This window comes from Marivita sp. NO-S04 (genome assembly GCF_059070475.1).
On record NZ_CM180980.1, the window covers coordinates 596,829 to 613,389 of the forward strand.

The 16,561-nt window shown below is 59.8% G+C and carries 20 protein-coding genes; 10 read left to right on the forward strand and 10 right to left on the reverse strand.

The window, feature by feature from the left end; translation table 11 throughout:
- Positions 1-4: 4 nt before the first annotated feature.
- Positions 5-700 carry an NAD-dependent deacylase gene (locus ACK3EW_RS03145; RefSeq protein ID WP_493808412.1) on the reverse strand — a complete coding sequence of 232 codons (696 nt, stop codon included), beginning with the start codon at positions 698-700 and terminating at the stop codon, positions 5-7.
- A 44-nt stretch (positions 701-744) separates the two neighbouring features.
- Between ACK3EW_RS03145 and ACK3EW_RS03150 the strand changes: the two genes are divergently transcribed.
- Positions 745-1,206, forward strand: a complete 462-nt coding sequence (locus ACK3EW_RS03150; RefSeq protein ID WP_493808413.1) for a low molecular weight protein-tyrosine-phosphatase — start codon at positions 745-747, stop codon at positions 1,204-1,206.
- Here ACK3EW_RS03150 and ACK3EW_RS03155 read toward each other — a convergent pair.
- The 3 genes from ACK3EW_RS03155 to ACK3EW_RS03165 form a co-directional block, all read right to left on the reverse strand.
- Positions 1,197-1,379 carry a hypothetical protein gene (locus tag ACK3EW_RS03155; RefSeq protein ID WP_439120971.1) on the reverse strand — a complete coding sequence of 61 codons (183 nt, stop codon included), beginning with the start codon at positions 1,377-1,379 and terminating at the stop codon, positions 1,197-1,199. The two genes, ACK3EW_RS03150 and ACK3EW_RS03155, sit on opposite strands and share 10 nt — an antisense overlap.
- 273 nt (positions 1,380-1,652) lie before the next feature.
- Positions 1,653-1,946 carry a hypothetical protein gene (locus ACK3EW_RS03160; protein ID WP_493808414.1) on the reverse strand — a complete coding sequence of 98 codons (294 nt, stop codon included), beginning with the start codon at positions 1,944-1,946 and terminating at the stop codon, positions 1,653-1,655.
- Between the two features lie 255 nt (positions 1,947-2,201).
- Positions 2,202-2,513 (reverse strand): TraR/DksA family transcriptional regulator, encoded by a 312-nt coding sequence (locus ACK3EW_RS03165; protein WP_493808415.1) that lies wholly within the window; start codon positions 2,511-2,513, stop codon positions 2,202-2,204.
- Between the two features lie 167 nt (positions 2,514-2,680).
- On the opposite strand from ACK3EW_RS03165, the gene ACK3EW_RS03170 reads away from it, so the two are divergent.
- Both ACK3EW_RS03170 and ACK3EW_RS03175 read left to right on the forward strand, forming a co-directional pair.
- Positions 2,681-3,142 carry a hypothetical protein gene (locus tag ACK3EW_RS03170; protein ID WP_493808416.1) on the forward strand — a complete coding sequence of 154 codons (462 nt, stop codon included), beginning with the start codon at positions 2,681-2,683 and terminating at the stop codon, positions 3,140-3,142.
- Positions 3,143-3,243: 101 nt separating this feature from the next.
- Positions 3,244-3,672 carry a hypothetical protein gene (locus tag ACK3EW_RS03175; protein ID WP_493808417.1) on the forward strand — a complete coding sequence of 143 codons (429 nt, stop codon included), beginning with the start codon at positions 3,244-3,246 and terminating at the stop codon, positions 3,670-3,672.
- 104 nt (positions 3,673-3,776) lie between these two features.
- Here ACK3EW_RS03175 and ACK3EW_RS03180 read toward each other — a convergent pair whose 3' ends face one another.
- The 3 genes from ACK3EW_RS03180 to lepA all read right to left on the reverse strand — a co-directional run bounded on the left by ACK3EW_RS03180 (position 3,777) and on the right by lepA (position 6,943).
- Complete coding sequence (locus tag ACK3EW_RS03180; RefSeq protein ID WP_493808418.1) at positions 3,777-4,442, reverse strand: hypothetical protein; 666 nt, start codon at positions 4,440-4,442, stop codon at positions 3,777-3,779.
- 119 nt (positions 4,443-4,561) lie between these two features.
- Positions 4,562-4,996 carry a DsrE family protein gene (locus tag ACK3EW_RS03185; RefSeq protein ID WP_493808419.1) on the reverse strand — a complete coding sequence of 145 codons (435 nt, stop codon included), beginning with the start codon at positions 4,994-4,996 and terminating at the stop codon, positions 4,562-4,564.
- A gap of 144 nt (positions 4,997-5,140) precedes the next feature.
- Complete coding sequence (gene lepA / locus ACK3EW_RS03190) at positions 5,141-6,943, reverse strand: translation elongation factor 4 (protein ID WP_439119667.1); 1,803 nt, start codon at positions 6,941-6,943, stop codon at positions 5,141-5,143.
- A 176-nt stretch (positions 6,944-7,119) separates the two neighbouring features.
- Between lepA and ACK3EW_RS03195 the strand changes: the two genes are divergently transcribed.
- The gene (locus ACK3EW_RS03195; protein WP_493808420.1) at positions 7,120-7,470 is read left to right on the forward strand and encodes a hypothetical protein; all 351 of its coding nucleotides are present in this window, start codon (positions 7,120-7,122) and stop codon (positions 7,468-7,470) included.
- Here ACK3EW_RS03195 and ACK3EW_RS03200 read toward each other — a convergent pair.
- Positions 7,464-8,228, reverse strand: coding sequence for an alpha/beta fold hydrolase (locus ACK3EW_RS03200; protein WP_493808421.1), 765 nt, complete (start codon positions 8,226-8,228; stop codon positions 7,464-7,466). The two genes, ACK3EW_RS03195 and ACK3EW_RS03200, sit on opposite strands and share 7 nt — an antisense overlap.
- Before the next feature lie 78 nt (positions 8,229-8,306).
- Between ACK3EW_RS03200 and ACK3EW_RS03205 the strand changes: the two genes are divergently transcribed.
- The 3 genes from ACK3EW_RS03205 to ACK3EW_RS03215 are packed head-to-tail and all read left to right on the forward strand — an operon-like array spanning position 8,307 to position 10,881.
- Positions 8,307-8,666: a hypothetical protein gene (locus tag ACK3EW_RS03205; protein ID WP_493808422.1), complete on the forward strand. Its 360-nt coding sequence runs from the start codon at positions 8,307-8,309 to the stop codon at positions 8,664-8,666.
- Between the two features lie 41 nt (positions 8,667-8,707).
- Positions 8,708-9,373, forward strand: a complete 666-nt coding sequence (locus ACK3EW_RS03210; protein WP_493808423.1) for an SDR family NAD(P)-dependent oxidoreductase — start codon at positions 8,708-8,710, stop codon at positions 9,371-9,373.
- A complete protein-coding gene (locus tag ACK3EW_RS03215; RefSeq protein ID WP_493808424.1) occupies positions 9,367-10,881 on the forward strand; it encodes a cryptochrome/photolyase family protein in 1,515 nt (504 codons plus the stop codon). The genes ACK3EW_RS03210 and ACK3EW_RS03215 overlap by 7 nt, the downstream gene beginning before the upstream one ends.
- Positions 10,882-10,969: 88 nt before the next feature.
- Here the strand turns inward: ACK3EW_RS03215 and ACK3EW_RS03220 are convergent, their stop codons facing one another.
- Complete coding sequence (locus ACK3EW_RS03220; RefSeq protein WP_493808425.1) at positions 10,970-13,249, reverse strand: NADP-dependent malic enzyme; 2,280 nt, start codon at positions 13,247-13,249, stop codon at positions 10,970-10,972.
- Positions 13,250-13,335: 86 nt separating this feature from the next.
- Positions 13,336-13,527 (reverse strand): DUF3072 domain-containing protein, encoded by a 192-nt coding sequence (locus ACK3EW_RS03225; RefSeq protein WP_493808426.1) that lies wholly within the window; start codon positions 13,525-13,527, stop codon positions 13,336-13,338.
- 119 nt (positions 13,528-13,646) lie between these two features.
- Between ACK3EW_RS03225 and ACK3EW_RS03230 the strand changes: the two genes are divergently transcribed.
- From ACK3EW_RS03230 to ACK3EW_RS03240, 3 genes are read left to right on the forward strand one after another with little or no spacing between them, the layout of a single operon-like run.
- Positions 13,647-14,039 carry a cytidine deaminase gene (locus ACK3EW_RS03230; RefSeq protein ID WP_439119659.1) on the forward strand — a complete coding sequence of 131 codons (393 nt, stop codon included), beginning with the start codon at positions 13,647-13,649 and terminating at the stop codon, positions 14,037-14,039.
- A complete protein-coding gene (locus tag ACK3EW_RS03235) occupies positions 14,039-15,331 on the forward strand; it encodes a thymidine phosphorylase (RefSeq protein ID WP_493808427.1) in 1,293 nt (430 codons plus the stop codon). Before ACK3EW_RS03230 ends, ACK3EW_RS03235 begins: the two co-directional genes overlap by 1 nt.
- Positions 15,328-16,536, forward strand: coding sequence for a phosphopentomutase (locus tag ACK3EW_RS03240; RefSeq protein WP_493808428.1), 1,209 nt, complete (start codon positions 15,328-15,330; stop codon positions 16,534-16,536). Before ACK3EW_RS03235 ends, ACK3EW_RS03240 begins: the two co-directional genes overlap by 4 nt.
- Positions 16,537-16,561: the final 25 nt, after the last annotated feature.

Sequence of the window (16,561 nt, forward strand, 5' to 3'; positions counted from 1 at the left end):
TCCTTCAGCTCAGCAGGCGGTCCACCCATGTGGGGACCGTCTTGCTGGCCGGTCCGGTGATGTGGTCCTCAAAGGCATGGGACATGTCACTGTCGCGCAGGTTCAGCTCGACTGTGGCTGCCCCTGCCATCCGGGCCTCTTCGACGAATCCGGCTGCTGGGTAGACCTGCCCCGAGGTGCCGATCGCTGCGAAAAGATCGCATGTGTGCAAAGCGTCGATGATGCGGTCCATGTGATAGGGCATTTCGCCGAACCAGACGATGTCCGGACGTGCCGATGGGGCGCTGCAAGCTGGGCATGCCTCTCCCACCTTCATTTCTGGGGGCGCATCCCAGCGGTGCTCGCAGGTGGCGCAGAGCGCACGTGACAGTTCGCCATGCATGTGGATGGCCTGTGCGCCGGCTTTTTCATGCAGCCCGTCCACGTTCTGTGTGACAAGGGTGATGTCCCCGGCGAAATCCGATTGAAGTCTCGCAAGTGCCTGATGCGCGGCGTTCGGTTGTGCATCCGCGGCTTGGATACGACGTGCATTGTAGAAGCGATGGACCAAGGCTGGATCGCGCATGAAGGCCTCGGGTGTGGCCACGTCTTCGATCCGGTGCTGCGCCCATAACCCACCTTCATCGCGGAAGGTGCCAAGCCCGCTTTCCGCCGATATCCCGGCTCCGGTCAGAATAACGATCCTGTCGATCCGTCGCATCGCGCCCCCTTTCCCCACTGGCCGCAACCGGCTAAGTCATAACCATGTCCCACCGTATCCTCTTTGTCTGTCTGGGCAATATCTGCCGCTCTCCCACCGCAGAAAGCGTGACCCGCGCCAAGGCCGCGGCGCGTGGGATGGACGTTGTGCTGGATAGCGCAGGCACAGGCGACTGGCACATTGGAAAGCCGCCTTACGGCCCGATGCAAGAGGCGGCACGGGCGAAAGGCTATGATCTGTCACGCTTGCGCGCCCGGCAACTATCGCCGGACGATTTCGGCCAGTTCGACCTGATCGTTGTGATGGATGGAGACAACGCGCGCGATGTTGCCGCCGTTGGCCCAGCCGATCGGGTGAAATTGTTTACGGATTTTGCGCCCGAGACCGGGGCAAACCATGTGCCGGACCCATATTTCACCCGTGACTTCGATGCTGCTCTTGCGTTGATCGAAGCCTGTGCGGATGGCCTGTTGGATAGGCTCGAAGCCGCGACGGATCAGGACTGATAGACTTCTCGCGCGATCAAGTACGAGACAGGCAATGCCAGCGTCGCCCCTGCGGCGGCCGCTGCCACAATCGGGACAAGCGTGCCGTATCCGGCAGTCAGGACCACAACAACAGCCGTACCAGCAAGTGTGGTAGCAATCAGCGAATAGAGAATTGTCGCGAGTCGGATCATTTTGGCCTCCCATTCCTTTAGGATGGCCGTAACATTCCATAATGGGTATGTGTTTTCTTTGATGCGGATCAAGTTCTCTGCAATCCTGTCGCACCCTTGTCTGGCGTGACGGCGGCTTGCCGTGCCGGATGGCACTGATCCTCTAGGTCGTCAGAGATATACCGGGCCCAAGCGCGCGCAATTCGAACTCCGGCACTGTGCGCAGTCTCGAAAACAGCCGAAATGCATCGCTGAAGCGCCCTGAGCCACCACCACAATAAGCCGGCTCAGGCGTCAGACCCGTCCAGTTTTCTTGGCCGCAAGCGTTGCGCAGGCTTCGATCAGGGTCAGGAATGTGCCACGCTTATGACACCAGGGAGGCGGTCCGTCATCTGATCCGGTTTGCCATTCAAGACAGGTCTTGGGGCAATGGCATGCACCACATGCGCCGAATGTCGCCTTCAGTTCGACGACAAGCAAAGGTGCGTCGAGATCCGTCAGATGCAAATCAAGATGCGCTAGCATCCCTTCATGTGCTGTCATGCGCGCGTCGAAATCCCGCCGCATGGAGTCTAAAAATTCTGACACAACCCCTCCCCAAGTGTACTTTTTTGTAGACACTTTGATGTACGGTTGCATGTGGCAACTGGATCACAAGCATGTTTAGAAAAATAACAACAAATTGTAATATAACGAATAATAAATGATCTCACCCCGTTTTTTCTGCAGGGTGAAAAAAGACTAACCAGCACCAGCGCACACCAGATTGCCAAAACTACAGCCGTGGAATGTACAAGCAAAGGGACGGGGTCTGAGGTCATAGGGCGGTCACGGTACGAAATCTCAGGCGCATTGCCGACACAGGGCAGCAGTGGGAACTGCTCGCAGCCGTTCCTCGGCAATGGAATCGCCGCATTTTGCGCAGATGCCATAGCTTTCATCCGCGATACGCCCCAACGCGGCGTCGATGCGGCGCAGCTCGTCAAGATCGGAGTTGCCAAGCGCTTCTAGAACCTCGTCGCCCTGACGCTCTGATGCGCGATCACCCCAATCCTTGGGCATCGGATCATCCAGTTTGTCCTCGATCTCGATGAGATCGCGGGTCAGCTCGGCCCGGCGTTTGAGGAGCAGTGTTTCTTGTGTCATCAGGTCCATGTCGGTTCTCCCGCTATTGGGGGCCATTCTGCCAGAAAACCCTGAGTTCCACGTTGATATCGGTCAAATCGGCTGAGGCGCGTTTGACAAACCAGTTGCCCGACTCTGGGCTGTCGCGCTACCATTCCCGACATTGTGACGAATTTTTTTAAAACTGGAGTATTCAAATGAGCTACACGATCAATGTCGTGCGCAAGAATGGCACGGGCATACTCACGTTCAAAAGCGGATCGATCAACATTTCGGAGACCTGCTGGTGGGATCAGGAGGTGGTCATCGATGCCGGATCCTATACCGGCTATGCGACGCGCATGGCGAACAAGACCGATGGCACCGATGGCGGCAATCGCGAAGCGATTTGGCTGGGCCTCAAAGTGCCGTATAACGGCAATGGCGCCACGGCGAATGGATTTTTCATTCACAAGGGCACCAACGCTTCTTGGTCCGATGGGTGCATCGTGTTGCCGGGGGCAAAGGTCTATCAGATGTGGTCCGAAATCACGCCGAAAGAAAGTGGCAACATCACGGTCAATATCTCGGATGAGTCCGTCGAACGTGGCCGCCCGTTGGATTGGGATTGCACCCAGCACACGCATTCCATGTGGGGCGGTATGCCCGCGTTCGATTGATGGTCTTGCGATGTACCGGGGCGGTCGTGGGCCTGTGTCTCGCAGTGTCCACCGCCGGGGCACAAGACCTGCCGCCACCTCAGCCCGCGGACGCGGTCGAGATGATCGAATTGATGCTGGGTCGTGTTCCGTCCCGGCATGATAGCCCGCTGGCAGCTATGCATGGGCTTGCCGATCTCTATGGTCGCGGCCTTGAACAGGCGCGGTCCGGCACTCCGGGCGCGGCGGGCCTTTGGCTTTTGCTGGGGGATGTCGCGCTGCGCAGCACAGATGCGGGGCTCATGCAATCTTATGCTGCGGATATGCTGCCGCTCTACCGCCAACAGCCAGATGCCATCCTTTTGGTGCTGACAGATGCGCCGTGGCTTGCTCCCGCTACCTGTCATCACCTGTCCGCCTATTTCGGCTCTGAGGGCCGACCCGAAGATGGTCGTGCGCCATTTCTAGCGTCCGAGACACCACGCATTGCCAAGGCGCTTCCCAACCCGGTCGCCTCTGCCTGTCTTGAAGCGTTGGCGACGCCTCGGTAACGCAGAAGAACGCGGGCGGGTCGCGGTATCTCGCAAGGTGCGGGCAGTCGAGTGGACCGTTCCCGTTTTCCGCGACAAGGCAGGCGTTTGGCTGTGGAAAAGGCTCAGCCGGCGTCTCCGACCAACTGAAGTGCAACATTCCCGATCACCGTGTTGCGTCCCGCGTCCCGGTGCATCAGCACGCCATCGACGATGTAGAGGTTCTTTACGTCGAACAGGAACGGCCCGACACCCGCAGCCGCGATCCGCACCTTGTCCTCACCGGCCAGTGCATTGCGGCCCTTGAGTGTGACATATTCCGCTCCCTTGGGAATCAGCCGGAACATCGTTGGGTCAGAATTGGCTGACAGGTTCGACAAGATATACCGGATCTCGTCATAGTCTGTGATCCGCTCTTGGCGCAAATAGCAGGCCCCTTCGTAACTGCCGAGCGCCACAGCCGTCAGTCCGGTCACAGTGATGGTGACGGGCGCGGTGACAATCGCCGTCGCTGTGGTCATCGCACCACTGGCCCCAGCGGCGACGCTGCTGCCTGCCGCGGCGGCGCTGTTGAGGCCGGTGCTGATCATGCTCAACCCCGACACCGGGTTTTCGAGCGTGTACACTCCGACAGCCCGCACCGTTTGCGACGTGGCCAACGCTATGCTTCCCGCAGTCGCCTTGGCGGCCTGTCCTGCCTTGCTGACAAGGACACTGGGGCGGAAATCGCAGACATCGGCCTGCACGTAAGGCGCTGCCACCAGAAGGGAAGCCAGAAGAATCGGGCGCATTGTTTATGGATCCTGCTCGGGATTTTTCCGGCAGTTTACCCTGTCTTGTAGATGCTGTGCAGAGGGTGCGGGATCACGTTGCCGGGACTGGCAAGATGATGCCCGCACCGCGCTTCTGTTTAGGGCTTCACGTAGGCGTAGCCTTGCTCTTGCAATTCGATCAGGCGCACCACGCCCGACGGGGTGACCGTCGCTTCGGCCATCAGCATGATGTCGTGCCCGGCCTTCTTCTGCATCGCGGCCAGCGTGTTGCCACAGGCGGAAAAGCTCAGATTTTCGATCTCGAGCGACATGGTGGAAATCCGATCTTCGACCGGGCTCTTGCCGGGGATGAACATGTTGAGACCGGGGCCATAGGCCACCATCTCGATCACCACCTCATCGCCCTTCGAGGCATAGTAATTCGCCACGTTCTGCGCATTGTTAAGCGCAATATTCATGACCTGCCGATCGTTTTCGTTGACGTGGATCGCAATGTGATGCTTTTGGCCTTCGGCAAAGGCGCCGCTCGCCATCGCCAGCGACAGCGCGGCGGCAGTGATCAGATGTTTCATAGTGGTTCCTCCCTTATGTCGGAGGAGCGTAGCACGGGTGCAAAACTATGCATGTGTTTTTTCAGGGGTAGGGTGCTTGCTAGCACGCACAGAATTCCGGCCATTAAGAAGCAGGTGCGTGACATCACGCACCCTACGCCGTACTCACCCATCCATCTTCAACGCCGAGATGAACGCTTCCTGTGGGATGTCCACTTTCCCGAACTGGCGCATTTTCTTCTTACCGGCCTTCTGCTTTTCCAGTAGCTTCTTCTTCCGGGTCGCGTCGCCGCCGTAACACTTGGCGGTCACGTCCTTGCGCAGGGCGGAAAGCGTCTCGCGGGCGATCACCTTGCCGCCGATGGCAGCCTGGATCGGGATCTTGAACATGTGGCGCGGGATCAGGTCCTTGAGCTTTTCGCACATGGCGCGGCCCCGGGTCTCGGCGCGGTCGCGGTGAACCATTGTCGACAGCGCATCGACCGGTTCGTCATTCACCAGAACCTGCATCTTCACGAGGTTGTCCTCGCGGTAGCCGATCATCTGGTAGTCAAAGCTGGCATAGCCCTTGGTCACCGATTTCAGGCGGTCGTAGAAATCGAATACTACCTCGTTGAGGGGCAGATCGTAGACCACCATCGCGCGGCTGCCGACATAGGTCAGGTCAAGCTGCAGGCCCCGACGGTCCTGACACAGCTTGAGCACGTCGCCCAGATAATCGTCCGGCACAAGAATCGACGCCTTGATGCGCGGTTCTTCGATGTGGTCGATGGTCGAGGGGTCAGGCATGTCGGCGGGGTTGTGCAATTCCTGCATCTCGCCGTCTTTGGTGTAGACGTGATAGATCACCGAGGGTGCTGTGGTGATCAGGTCGATGTCGTATTCTCGTTCCAGACGATCGCGCACCACTTCAAGGTGCAGCAGCCCGAGGAACCCGCAGCGGAAGCCAAAGCCAAGTGCGGCCGAGGTTTCCATCTCGAAGGTAAAGGAGGCGTCGTTCAGCGCCAGCTTCTCCATCGCGTCGCGCATGTCTTCGAAATCGTTGGCATCTACCGGGAACAGGCCACAGAAGACCACAGGGATCGACGGTTTGAAGCCGGGCAGGGGCGTCTCGCACCCCTTCTTTTCCGTGGTGATCGTGTCCCCGACGCGGGTGTCGCTGACCTGCTTGATCTGTGCGGTGATATAGCCGATCTCGCCCGGTCCAAGCTCTTTGACCTCTTGCATCGCGGGGCGGTAAACGCCGATCCGGTCGATGTCATAGGTGCCGCCGGTCTTCATCATCTTGATGCTCTGGCCCTTTTTCAGAACCCCGTCGATGACGCGCACGATGACCACGACGCCCAGGTAGGGGTCGTATTTGCTGTCCACCAGCATCGCTTTGAGCGGCTTGGTCGCATCGCCTTCATGGGGCGGCGGCAGGCGCTTGACGATAGCCTCAAGCACTGCGGGAATGCCGACGCCGGTCTTGGCCGAGATCTCCAACGCGTCAGACGCGTCGATGCCGATCACGTCCTCGATCTGTTCCTTCACCCGTTCAGGCTCGGACGCGGGCAGGTCGATTTTATTCAGAACCGGGACAATCTCGTGATCCGCATCAATCGCGGTATAGACGTTGGCCAGCGTCTGCGCTTCCACACCCTGCGTGGCGTCCACCACCAGCAGCGACCCTTCGACGGCGCGCATCGAGCGGCTGACTTCGTAGGCAAAGTCCACGTGTCCGGGCGTGTCGATCAGGTTGAGGATGTAAACCTCTCCATTCTCGGCCTTGTACTCGATCCGGACCGTGTTGGCCTTGATCGTAATGCCGCGTTCCCGCTCGATATCCATCGAGTCGAGAAGCTGTTCCTTCATCTCCCGTTCCGAGACCGTGTTGGTCGATTGGATCAACCGGTCGGCCAGGGTGGATTTCCCGTGGTCGATATGGGCAACGATAGAAAAATTGCGGATGTGCGAAAGCTCTGTCATGCGCCGGATATGATGCGGTTTTGGGGTCTGGTCAAGGTGGCGTGAAGGCCGCGGCTCGCTTGACAAAAGGTGATTTGAAAACACGTGACATTTCGGGCATGCTTTCATCAGGCAGTTGGTCGCGACACGGGGCACAAGACCTTGGGCACGACCGCAGAGAAAAGAGATCAGGCGTCATGAAATTCTTGGCAGCGTTAGTGGTCACGGCATTGGTCGCAGGATGCGGCGGCAGCAATCGTTTTGATCGGAATGACACGGGCGCGGTAACGCGCTTTTCAACCGGGCCGATCAGCCGCGCGTGTTTGTCCTCTGATCGCAAGGCGCGCAATTCCCGCCTATGCGGCTGCATTCAGACCGTGGCAAACCAATCGCTGTCTGGGTCGGATCAGCGCAAAGCAACGCAGTTCTTTTCCGATCCCCAGCGCGCGCATGACACTTGGATGTCGCAATCGCGTGCGGATGACGCGTTTTGGGAACGTTACAAGGCGTTTGCCGCGCGGTCCGAACAATCCTGCCGCGGCTACTGATCCCTGTCCAGAAACGCCCGCACCGATGCTTCGAACTCGCGCGGTTTTTCGGCGTGCAGCCAGTGACCTGCGCCGGGAATTTTGGCGAACCGGGCCAGCGGGAAGAGCTGTTTTATCACCAGACGGGCGTCTCGCGTCACGTAATCCGACAATGCGCCGGATAGGAACAGCGTTGGTTTTTCGAATGCGCCGTCTACCTCGGGAAAGCCAAGGATGTTCGGCATCTCGGCAGCCAGCGCATCAAGGTTAAGCTTCCATCGCTTGTCCTTTACATCCAGCGACTGGGTAAAGAACGCCTGAAGTGTTGGATCGTCCACATGGGCGGCCAGCTGGTCGGAGGCATCCGACCGCTTTTCCACCTTTGACAGATCGACCGCCCGCATCGCTTTGATGAACTGCATCTGGGAATGACCATAGGCAACCGGAGCGATATCGGCCACGATCAGCCGTTCCACCAGATCGGGCCGCGTCAGCGCCAGCACCATCGCCGCCTTGCCGCCCATCGAATGGCCGACCACATCCACAGGGCGACCTTGGGCCGCGATCACCTCGGCCAGATCGGCAGCCATATCGTGATAGGAATGGCTATCTGACCAGAAACTGTCCCCGTGATTGCGCTGGTCCACGGCGATCACCGGCCCCCGATCTGACAGACGTTTTGCGACCACGCCCCAGTTGCGCCCCGACCCGTAAAGCCCGTGAACGATAAGAACCGGACGCGCGATACCAGTCGATTCTGTAAACAGTGTGTTCAGCATTTGGGCTGCATACTGTGCCGTATCTGTATTGAGCAAGAGGGCGCGGAGGCTTATGTTAATTCAATGGAACACTCAGAGATGATCAAATCCAACGCAGATGCGCTGCGGACCCTGATGGCCAAACGGCTTGGTCTCAAACGCGGGTCGCTGTCGCGACGGGTTGCCAAAGCGGGGCGACAACTGCCCTCGGGCGTACGCAATGATATCGCCATGGTCGCCGAGGCAGAACAAATGGCGCGCAATCCTAAGCTGGCGATGCGCCTTGATCCAAACGCGACCAAAAGCGCCTATGACCGTGCAGCAACGCATCTCAAGGCGATCGACGTTGTCGACCGGCGCAATGGGATCGCGCTATCGGTGCTGGGCAGCATGGCGTTCAACTTTCTCGCGGCCATTACGCTTTTCATTGTTGTCCTTCGTTGGCGCGGTTTGATCTGACGCCGTTGACCGTCTGACCCGTCACCCTAGCTGGGCGGTTCATGGAAACAGCTCTTATCATCGGATCAAGCGGCGGCATCGGTACGGCGCTTTCAAACACACTGACCGCCCGCGGCGTTGTCGTGACAGGCTTGTCGCGCAGCCGCGATGGCCTCGACGTGACGGACGAAGCAAGCGTTGAGTCTGCGCTCGGAGCGCTGAATGGCCCATTCGATCTTGTCTTCGTCGCGACCGGGGCACTGGAAATCAACAAGGCCAAGCCGGAAAAGACTCTGCGCCATGTCACCGCCGACGCCATGATTGACCAATTCAAGCTCAACACCGTTGGCCCCTCGCTTGTCCTGAAACATGCAATGCGTTTGCTCCCACGAACGGGGCGGTCGGTCTTTGCCGCCCTATCGGCGCGCGTCGGCTCCATCGGGGACAACCGGTTGGGCGGTTGGTACAGCTACCGTACATCCAAGGCAGCGCTGAACCAGATGATCCACAGCAGCGCGATCGAACTCGCACGGACCCACAAAGACCTGATCTGTGTGGCGCTGCACCCCGGCACGGTCGAGACGCCGTTCACCGAAAAATATGTCGGCCACAACCCGTCTGTTCCAGCGGCGGACGCGGCCGCAAACCTACTTGCCGTTCTCGACGATCTCAACCCGGATGACACCGGCAAATTCTTTGACTGGCAAGGCAAAGAGGTGCCGTGGTGACCCGGCTTGTTCTGGTGCTGGGCGACCAGTTGTCCGAAAGCCTGTCTGCCCTGAAAGCTGCCGACAAATCGACGGATATTGTGGTGATGGCCGAGGTTGCCGAAGAGGCGACCTATGTTCAGCATCATCCCAAGAAGATCGCCTTTATCTTCGCGGCTATGCGGAAGTTCGCCGCCCGCCTGCGCGAGGACGGCTGGGATGTATGCTATACGCAACTCGACGACACTGAAAACGCAGGTTCGATCCTCGGCGAGTTGCTCCGCCGCGCCGAAGACGCCGGCGCGTCTGAGGTCATCGCCACCCAGCCCGGCGAATGGCGCTTGATCCAGTCGCTCGAAGATATGCCGCTCAAGCTGACGATGAAACCGGACACCCGCTTCGTCAGCACGCAAGATGAATTCGACACTTGGGCCGAGGGCCGCAAGGCGCTGCGGATGGAGTATTTCTACCGCGACATGCGCCGCAAGACCGGGCTGTTGATGGATGGCGACGACCCCGAAGGTGGCAAGTGGAACTACGATTCCGAGAACCGCAAACCGGCCCCTGACGACATCGCGTTTTCTGGCCCTATGCAGTTCACTCCGGATGAAACGGTCGAAGAGGTGCTCGATCTCGTCGAGTCGCGCTTCGGCAACTCTTTCGGCACGCTGCGCCCCTTCTGGTTTGCCACCGATCAGACACAGGCCCGCCGCGCGCTGACGCATTTCATCACCTACGCCCTGCCGCGCTTTGGCGATTTTCAGGACGCGATGATGAACGACAATCGCTTCCTCTACCACGCGCTGATTTCGCCATATCTGAATGTCGGGCTGCTGGACCCGATCAAGGTCTGCCAAGCTGCGGAAGACGCGTACAAAGACGGCCATGCGCCTTTGAATGCGGTCGAAGGGTTTATCCGCCAGATCATCGGTTGGCGCGAATATGTGCGCGGCATCTATTTCCGCGAAGGCCCTGACTATCCCCGCCGCAACGCGCTCAATCACCAGCGCAAGCTGCCGGACTTCTACTGGACCGGGGAAACGGACATGAATTGCATGTCCAAGGCAATCACCCAGACGGCGGATGAGGCCTACGCTCATCACATCCAGCGGCTGATGGTGACCGGCAATTTCGCGCTGCTCGCGGGCATCAACCCGCACGAGGTGCATGAATGGTATCTGCGCGTCTATATCGACGCGTTCGAATGGGTCGAAGCGCCCAACGTGGTGGGTATGAGCCAGTTCGCCGATGGCGGCATCATCGCGTCAAAGCCCTATGTGTCGTCCGGCGCGTATATCAACCGCATGTCGGATTACTGCAAATCCTGCCGTTACAAGGTGAATGACAAGACGGGCAAAGACGCTTGCCCGTTTAATACGCTTTACTGGCATTTCCTCGACCGGCACTCCGAAAAATTCGCCAAGAACCAGCGGATGAGCACGATCTACGCCAACTGGAAACGGATGGATGAGGACCGCAAACAGACGATCCTCGCCGAGGCCGAGGCATTTTTAAACGGGTTGAGCTAGGGTTTTGGGTCAACCCAAAACCGCGATGGGTCGACCCATCGCACCGCCATTACGGGTCAACCAGAAATCACGATGCGTGGACGCATCGTCACCCGTATTGCGCCACCGGTGTGCCTGCGATCGCTGCCATGTTCAGCAAACCACGCGCAGTGATGCCTTGCGTGACCACATGCGCCCGGTTGCCCATGCCCATCAGGATCGGCCCCACTTCAAGCCCACCCGCGCGCATCTTCAGGATGTTGCGCACCGCAGACGCCGCATCGGCATGGCCGAAGATCAGAACGTTGGCGACCCCTTGCATCCGGTTGCCCGGCAACAAACGCTCGCGCAACTCGGGATCAAGTGCTGCATCCACGTTCATCTCGCCTTCGTAGCAAAAATCGCGCGGCTCGGAATCCAGCATCGCAATGGCCTCGCGAAGCCGTTGACCGGACCCTTCATCCTGATTTCCGAACTGCGATTGCGAACAGAAGGCGATGTTCGGCGCAAGACCGAACCGCCGCACATGCCGTGCGGCACCAATGGCAGTCTGCGCCAGTTCCGCCGCGGTCGGCAGCGACCGCACATGTGTGTCTGCGATGAACAGCGGCCCGTCTTCGAGGATCATCATGCTCAGCGCGCCATGCGGCGAATGCTTGTCTGATCCCAGAACCTGCGTCACATAATTCAGGTGCCAGCGGAATTCACCGAACGTGCCGCAGATCAGACTATCGGCCTCCTCGCGATGCACCATGACCGCGCCGATGGCGGTGGTGTTGGTGCGCATGATTGCCCGCGCCAGATCGGGTGTCACACCGCGCCGCGCCATGATCTTGTGATAGGTTTCCCAATAATCACGGTAGCGCGGATCGTTTTCTGGGTTCACCAGTGTGAAGTCCCGTTCTGGCCGGATCTCCAAACCCAACCGTTCGCAGCGCGACGCGATCACATCGGGACGACCGATCAAGATCGGGGTTTCGGTGGTTTCCTCCAGAATCGCCTGCGCCGCCCGCAGCACCCGTTCATCTTCGCCCTCGGCGAACACGATCCGGCGTGCGCCGGTGGCCGCAGCATCGAACACCGGACGCATGAGCAACGCCGATTTGTAGACGCTCGCGTCAAGCTTGGCCTTGTATGCCTTGAGGTCGTCGAGCGGACGCAAGGCCACGCCGGTTTCCATCGCAGCCTGTGCCACGGCGGTCGACACCACGCCAGACAGGCGCGGGTCAAACGGTTTCGGGATCAGATAATCCGCCCCAAAGGTCAGCTGTTCACCGCGATAGGCCGCAGCCGCCTCGGCGCTGGTGGTGGCGCGCGCCAGCTTGGCGATCCCTTCGACACAGGCGATTTGCATGGCGTCGTTGATCTCGGTCGCGCCGACATCCAGCGCACCCCGGAAAATGAAGGGAAAGCACAAGACGTTATTGACCTGATTAGGAAAGTCGCTGCGCCCTGTTGCCATGATCGCGCCCGGTGCAACCTCGCGCACCTCGTCGGGCAGGATTTCCGGCTTCGGGTTGGCCAATGCAAAGATGATCGGGCGATCCGCCATCTTAGCCACCATCTCGGGCTTCAAAACCTTCGGGCCGCTGAGGCCCAAGAACAAATCGGCCCCATCGATCACGTCATCCAATGTCCGCAGGTCGCTTTTTTGCGCAAACGCCGCTTTCTGTGGGTTCATATCTTCGGCGCGGCCTTCGTAGACCAGCCCGTGAATGTCACACAGCCAGATATTCTCACGCTTCACACCCAGTTTGACGAGCATGTTCAGGCAGGCGATCCCAGCCGCACCGCCGCCGGTGGATACGATCTTGATGTCCTCAAACGCTTTTCCCGCAACGTGCAGCGCGTTGGTCGCAGCCGCGCCCACCACGATCGCAGTGCCGTGCTGGTCGTCATGAAAGACGGGAATGTTCATCCGCTCGCGGCAAAGCTTTTCCACGATGAAACAGTCGGGCGCCTTGATGTCTTCAAGGTTGATCGCGCCGAAGGTTGGCTCAAGCGCACAGACGATGTCAGCGAGCTTTTCGGGATCGCTCTCGTTCACCTCAATGTCGAAGCAATCGATATTGGCGAATTTCTTGAACAGAACCGCCTTGCCCTCCATCACCGGCTTGGAGGCCAATGCGCCGATATTACCAAGACCCAAAACGGCGGTGCCGTTCGACACCACTGCCACAAGATTGCCCTTGGCCGTGTAACGCGCAGCATTCGTGGGATCGGCCTTGATTTCAAGGCAGGCCTCGGCAACGCCTGGGCTGTAGGCCCGCGCCAGATCGCGCCCATTCGCAAGCGGCTTGGTCGCGCGGATTTCAAGCTTACCAGGCTTGGGGTATTCGTGGTAAAAAAGTGCTGCCTGACGCAGCGTTTCGTTGGTGTTGTCCGACATGACGTGACCCCGCTCAAATTTGGTTTAGGGGTAAACCTTTTGTGAGCGGAGGGAAAGGGCGGTCAGTTACCCCTGCGGCAAGAAGCTTATTCAAGGTATTCCTGAAGATGTGCGATCCGCCGCTCTGCCTGCCTGCGGGTCAGGCTTCCGTCGAAAGGCTCATCCGCTTCGCTGGCAAGTTCGCGAAGTTTTATGGCCTGCTGTTCGGTCATCTCCTCTTCAGGATCGGGGCCCAACTCGAGGGTTGGATCAAGGGCGATACTGTTCTGGATTGGCATGGGAACCTCCTTCATTTTCCACAAAACGCGAACGCTGCGTTCCCGGTTCCCGCGAGCCCTTGCAATCAGGCGCGTGGCCTCGCAATCATGTGAGCCTGACATCGAAGGGCAGGGGACCGATGGAACTGAAAAAGGCAGCGCTGGCTGTTTGGGCGAACGCATACGCGCCCTATTCGAATTTCAAGGTTGGTGCAGCCTTGCTGGCCGACGATGGCCGCGTCTATGTCGGCTGCAATGTCGAGAACGTGGCCTATCCCGAAGGCACCTGTGCCGAAGCTGGTGCAATTGCCGCGATGATTGCCTCCGGGGCGCACAAGATCGTCGAGGCCTATGTGATTGCGGACAGTCCAGATCCGGTGCCCCCGTGTGGCGGCTGTCGCCAGAAGCTGTCGGAATTCGCCGCGCGCGATGTTCCGGTGACGTTGGCCACCACCGAAGGGGCCGAATTCAAGACCACCGTGGGTGACTTGCTGCCTGGTGCGTTCGACGCCGGACATATGGACCGGACCTGATGGATGCGCGCGCGATCATCGCCACCCTGCGCAAAGGGGGTACACCTGACGCGGATGCGCTTGCTTGGTTTGCGCAAGGGCTTGCCGATGGGTCGGTCAGCGATGCGCAGGCGGCTGCGTTTGCGATGGGTGTCTGCCTGAACGGTCTGACAGACACTGGCCGTGCCGCCCTGACCGCCGCGATGCGCGACAGTGGCAAGGTGCTGCGCTGGGATCTCGACGCACCCGTGCTCGACAAACACTCGACCGGCGGGGTGGGGGATTGCGTGAGCCTGATCCTTGCCCCCGCGCTTGCAGCTTGCGGCGTTTATGTCCCGATGATCTCGGGCCGGGGGCTGGGGCACACCGGCGGCACGCTCGACAAGTTGGAATCGATCCCCGGTTTCCGCACGACACTGACCGAGGACCAATTCCGTCAGGTTGTGTGCAAGGTCGGCTGCGCCATTGTCAGCGCCAGCGCAGATATCGCGCCAGCCGACAAGCGGCTCTACGCGATCCGCGACGTGACCGCGACCGTGGAAAGCCTTGATCTTATCACCGCCTCGATCCTGTCCAAGAAATTGGCGGCAGGGCTTGAGGGCCTCGTGCTCGACGTCAAATGCGGCTCAGGCGCATTCATGAAATCGCAGGATGATGCCCGCGCTTTGGCTCGTGCCTTGGTCGATACGGCCAACGCAACAGGATGCCCGACGTCTGCGCTGATCACTGATATGTCTCAACCTTTGGCCCCCAGCCTTGGCAACGCGCTAGAAGTCATTGACGTGATGCGGGTTCTGACTGGGACCGCGTCGGGTCGGCTGTCGGAACTGACGGTCGCCTTGGGCGGGGCGCTGCTGGAACAGGCCGGAGTCGATGACGCTCATGCCAAAGTCAAAGCTTCCATCGCCAACGGCAAAGCCGCTGAAAAATTCGGAGCAATGGTCTACGCAATGGGTGGACCCGTGCATTTCGTCGAAGACTGGGCCCGTTTCCTGCCCGAAGCACCGGTGATCCGCGAAGTCACAGCCGCTACATCCGGCACCGTCACCGCCATCGATGGCGAAGCCTTGGGTTTGACCGTTGTGGCGCTGGGCGGTGGGCGTCAGGTGGAATCGGATGTGGTTAATCCGGCTGTTGGGCTCAGCGATGTGGTTTCGGTCGGGGACCGCGTCACCAAAGGCCAACCGCTCGCCCGCGTTCACGCCGCACGGGAAAGCCAGGCGGATAAGGCAGAGCAGGCCTTGCGCGCCGCGATCACCTTGACCGATGGTCCAGCCACTTCACCCCCATTGGTGCTGGAGCATATCACATGAGCCGCGCGTTCCTCGTCGTGATGGATTCCGTTGGCATCGGCGGTGCGCCAGATGCGGACCGCTTCTTTAATGGCACCGTGCCGGACACTGGGGCAAACACGCTGCTCCACATCGCCGAAGCCTGTGCGGCAGGACAGGCCGAAGAGGGCCGAAGTGGTCCCTTGCACCTGCCCAGGCTTAATGCATTAGGCCTTGGCCGCGCGGCCCAACTGGCCAGCGGAGAGGCTCCTCCGAACCTCACAGCCACCCCCACCGGGCGCTGGGCCGCCGCAACCGAGGTTTCACACGGCAAGGATACACCCTCGGGCCATTGGGAACTGGCAGGCCTGCCCGTGCCGTGGGACTGGACCTATCTGCCCGACACCGTGCCCTCTTTCCCTGACGACATCACCCAACGCATCTGCGAACTGGCGGGCACCGACGGTATCCTTGGCAATTGCCACAGCAACGGGGTGCGGGTGATCGAAACTTTCGGAGCAGAGCATCTACGGACGGGCCAACCCATCTGCTACACCTCTGCCGACAGTGTCCTGCAAATCGCCGCGCATGAAGAGGCGTTCGGTCTCGACCGACTGTTGAAGCTCTGCGCAGACCTCGCGCCCATGTGCCACGAACGCCGCATCGGTCGCGTGATTGCGCGGCCTTTCGTCGGGCAGGACGGCAGCTTTGAACGCACCACCAACCGCCGCGACTATGCCATCGCACCGCCCGAACCCGTGCTCACAAACTGGGTGCAGGACGCTGGGCAAGCGGTCATCGGCATTGGCAAAATCGGCGACATCTTCTCGATGTCGGGCATCGACACGGTACACAAAGGGTCGGATGCTCAGTTGATGGAACACCTCGCGCAACAGATCGACACCGCCCCCGACGGCGCACTGATCTTTGCGAATTTCGTGGAATTCGACAGCAAATACGGTCACCGCCGCGATGTGTCCGGCTATGCCCGCGCGCTGGAATGGTTCGATGCCGAACTCGCCAAGCTGTTACCCCGGCTCAAACCCGATGACCTGTTGCTCATCACGGCGGATCATGGCAACGACCCCACGTGGACTGGCACGGACCACACTCGCGAACGCGTCCCGGTTCTGATGGCTGGGGCTGGCACGGGTGAAATCGGGCATGTCGGGTTCGTTGATGTCGCCGCAAGCATCGCCAAACATCTTGGTGTCGCGGCAAGAGGATCGGGGCGGAGTTTCCTGTGATGGATGAAGAAGAACGTCGCGACCG

Excerpts from the sequence above, each read along its gene's own strand:
- ACK3EW_RS03145 (WP_493808412.1), bottom strand. The coding sequence starts at position 700 with ATGCGACGGATCGACAGGATCGTTATTCTGACCGGAGCCGGGATATCG.
- ACK3EW_RS03150 (WP_493808413.1), top strand. The coding sequence starts at position 745 with ATGTCCCACCGTATCCTCTTTGTCTGTCTGGGCAATATCTGCCGCTCT.
- ACK3EW_RS03155 (WP_439120971.1), bottom strand. The coding sequence starts at position 1,379 with ATGATCCGACTCGCGACAATTCTCTATTCGCTGATTGCTACCACACTT.
- ACK3EW_RS03165 (WP_493808415.1), bottom strand. The coding sequence starts at position 2,513 with ATGGACCTGATGACACAAGAAACACTGCTCCTCAAACGCCGGGCCGAG.
- ACK3EW_RS03170 (WP_493808416.1), top strand. The coding sequence starts at position 2,681 with ATGAGCTACACGATCAATGTCGTGCGCAAGAATGGCACGGGCATACTC.
- ACK3EW_RS03175 (WP_493808417.1), top strand. The coding sequence starts at position 3,244 with ATGATCGAATTGATGCTGGGTCGTGTTCCGTCCCGGCATGATAGCCCG.
- ACK3EW_RS03180 (WP_493808418.1), bottom strand. The coding sequence starts at position 4,442 with ATGCGCCCGATTCTTCTGGCTTCCCTTCTGGTGGCAGCGCCTTACGTG.
- ACK3EW_RS03185 (WP_493808419.1), bottom strand. The coding sequence starts at position 4,996 with ATGAAACATCTGATCACTGCCGCCGCGCTGTCGCTGGCGATGGCGAGC.
- lepA (WP_439119667.1), bottom strand. The coding sequence starts at position 6,943 with ATGACAGAGCTTTCGCACATCCGCAATTTTTCTATCGTTGCCCATATC.
- ACK3EW_RS03195 (WP_493808420.1), top strand. The coding sequence starts at position 7,120 with ATGAAATTCTTGGCAGCGTTAGTGGTCACGGCATTGGTCGCAGGATGC.
- ACK3EW_RS03200 (WP_493808421.1), bottom strand. The coding sequence starts at position 8,228 with ATGCTGAACACACTGTTTACAGAATCGACTGGTATCGCGCGTCCGGTT.
- ACK3EW_RS03205 (WP_493808422.1), top strand. The coding sequence starts at position 8,307 with ATGATCAAATCCAACGCAGATGCGCTGCGGACCCTGATGGCCAAACGG.
- ACK3EW_RS03210 (WP_493808423.1), top strand. The coding sequence starts at position 8,708 with ATGGAAACAGCTCTTATCATCGGATCAAGCGGCGGCATCGGTACGGCG.
- ACK3EW_RS03220 (WP_493808425.1), bottom strand. The coding sequence starts at position 13,249 with ATGTCGGACAACACCAACGAAACGCTGCGTCAGGCAGCACTTTTTTAC.
- ACK3EW_RS03225 (WP_493808426.1), bottom strand. The coding sequence starts at position 13,527 with ATGCCAATCCAGAACAGTATCGCCCTTGATCCAACCCTCGAGTTGGGC.
- ACK3EW_RS03230 (WP_439119659.1), top strand. The coding sequence starts at position 13,647 with ATGGAACTGAAAAAGGCAGCGCTGGCTGTTTGGGCGAACGCATACGCG.
- ACK3EW_RS03235 (WP_493808427.1), top strand. The coding sequence starts at position 14,039 with ATGGATGCGCGCGCGATCATCGCCACCCTGCGCAAAGGGGGTACACCT.
- ACK3EW_RS03240 (WP_493808428.1), top strand. The coding sequence starts at position 15,328 with ATGAGCCGCGCGTTCCTCGTCGTGATGGATTCCGTTGGCATCGGCGGT.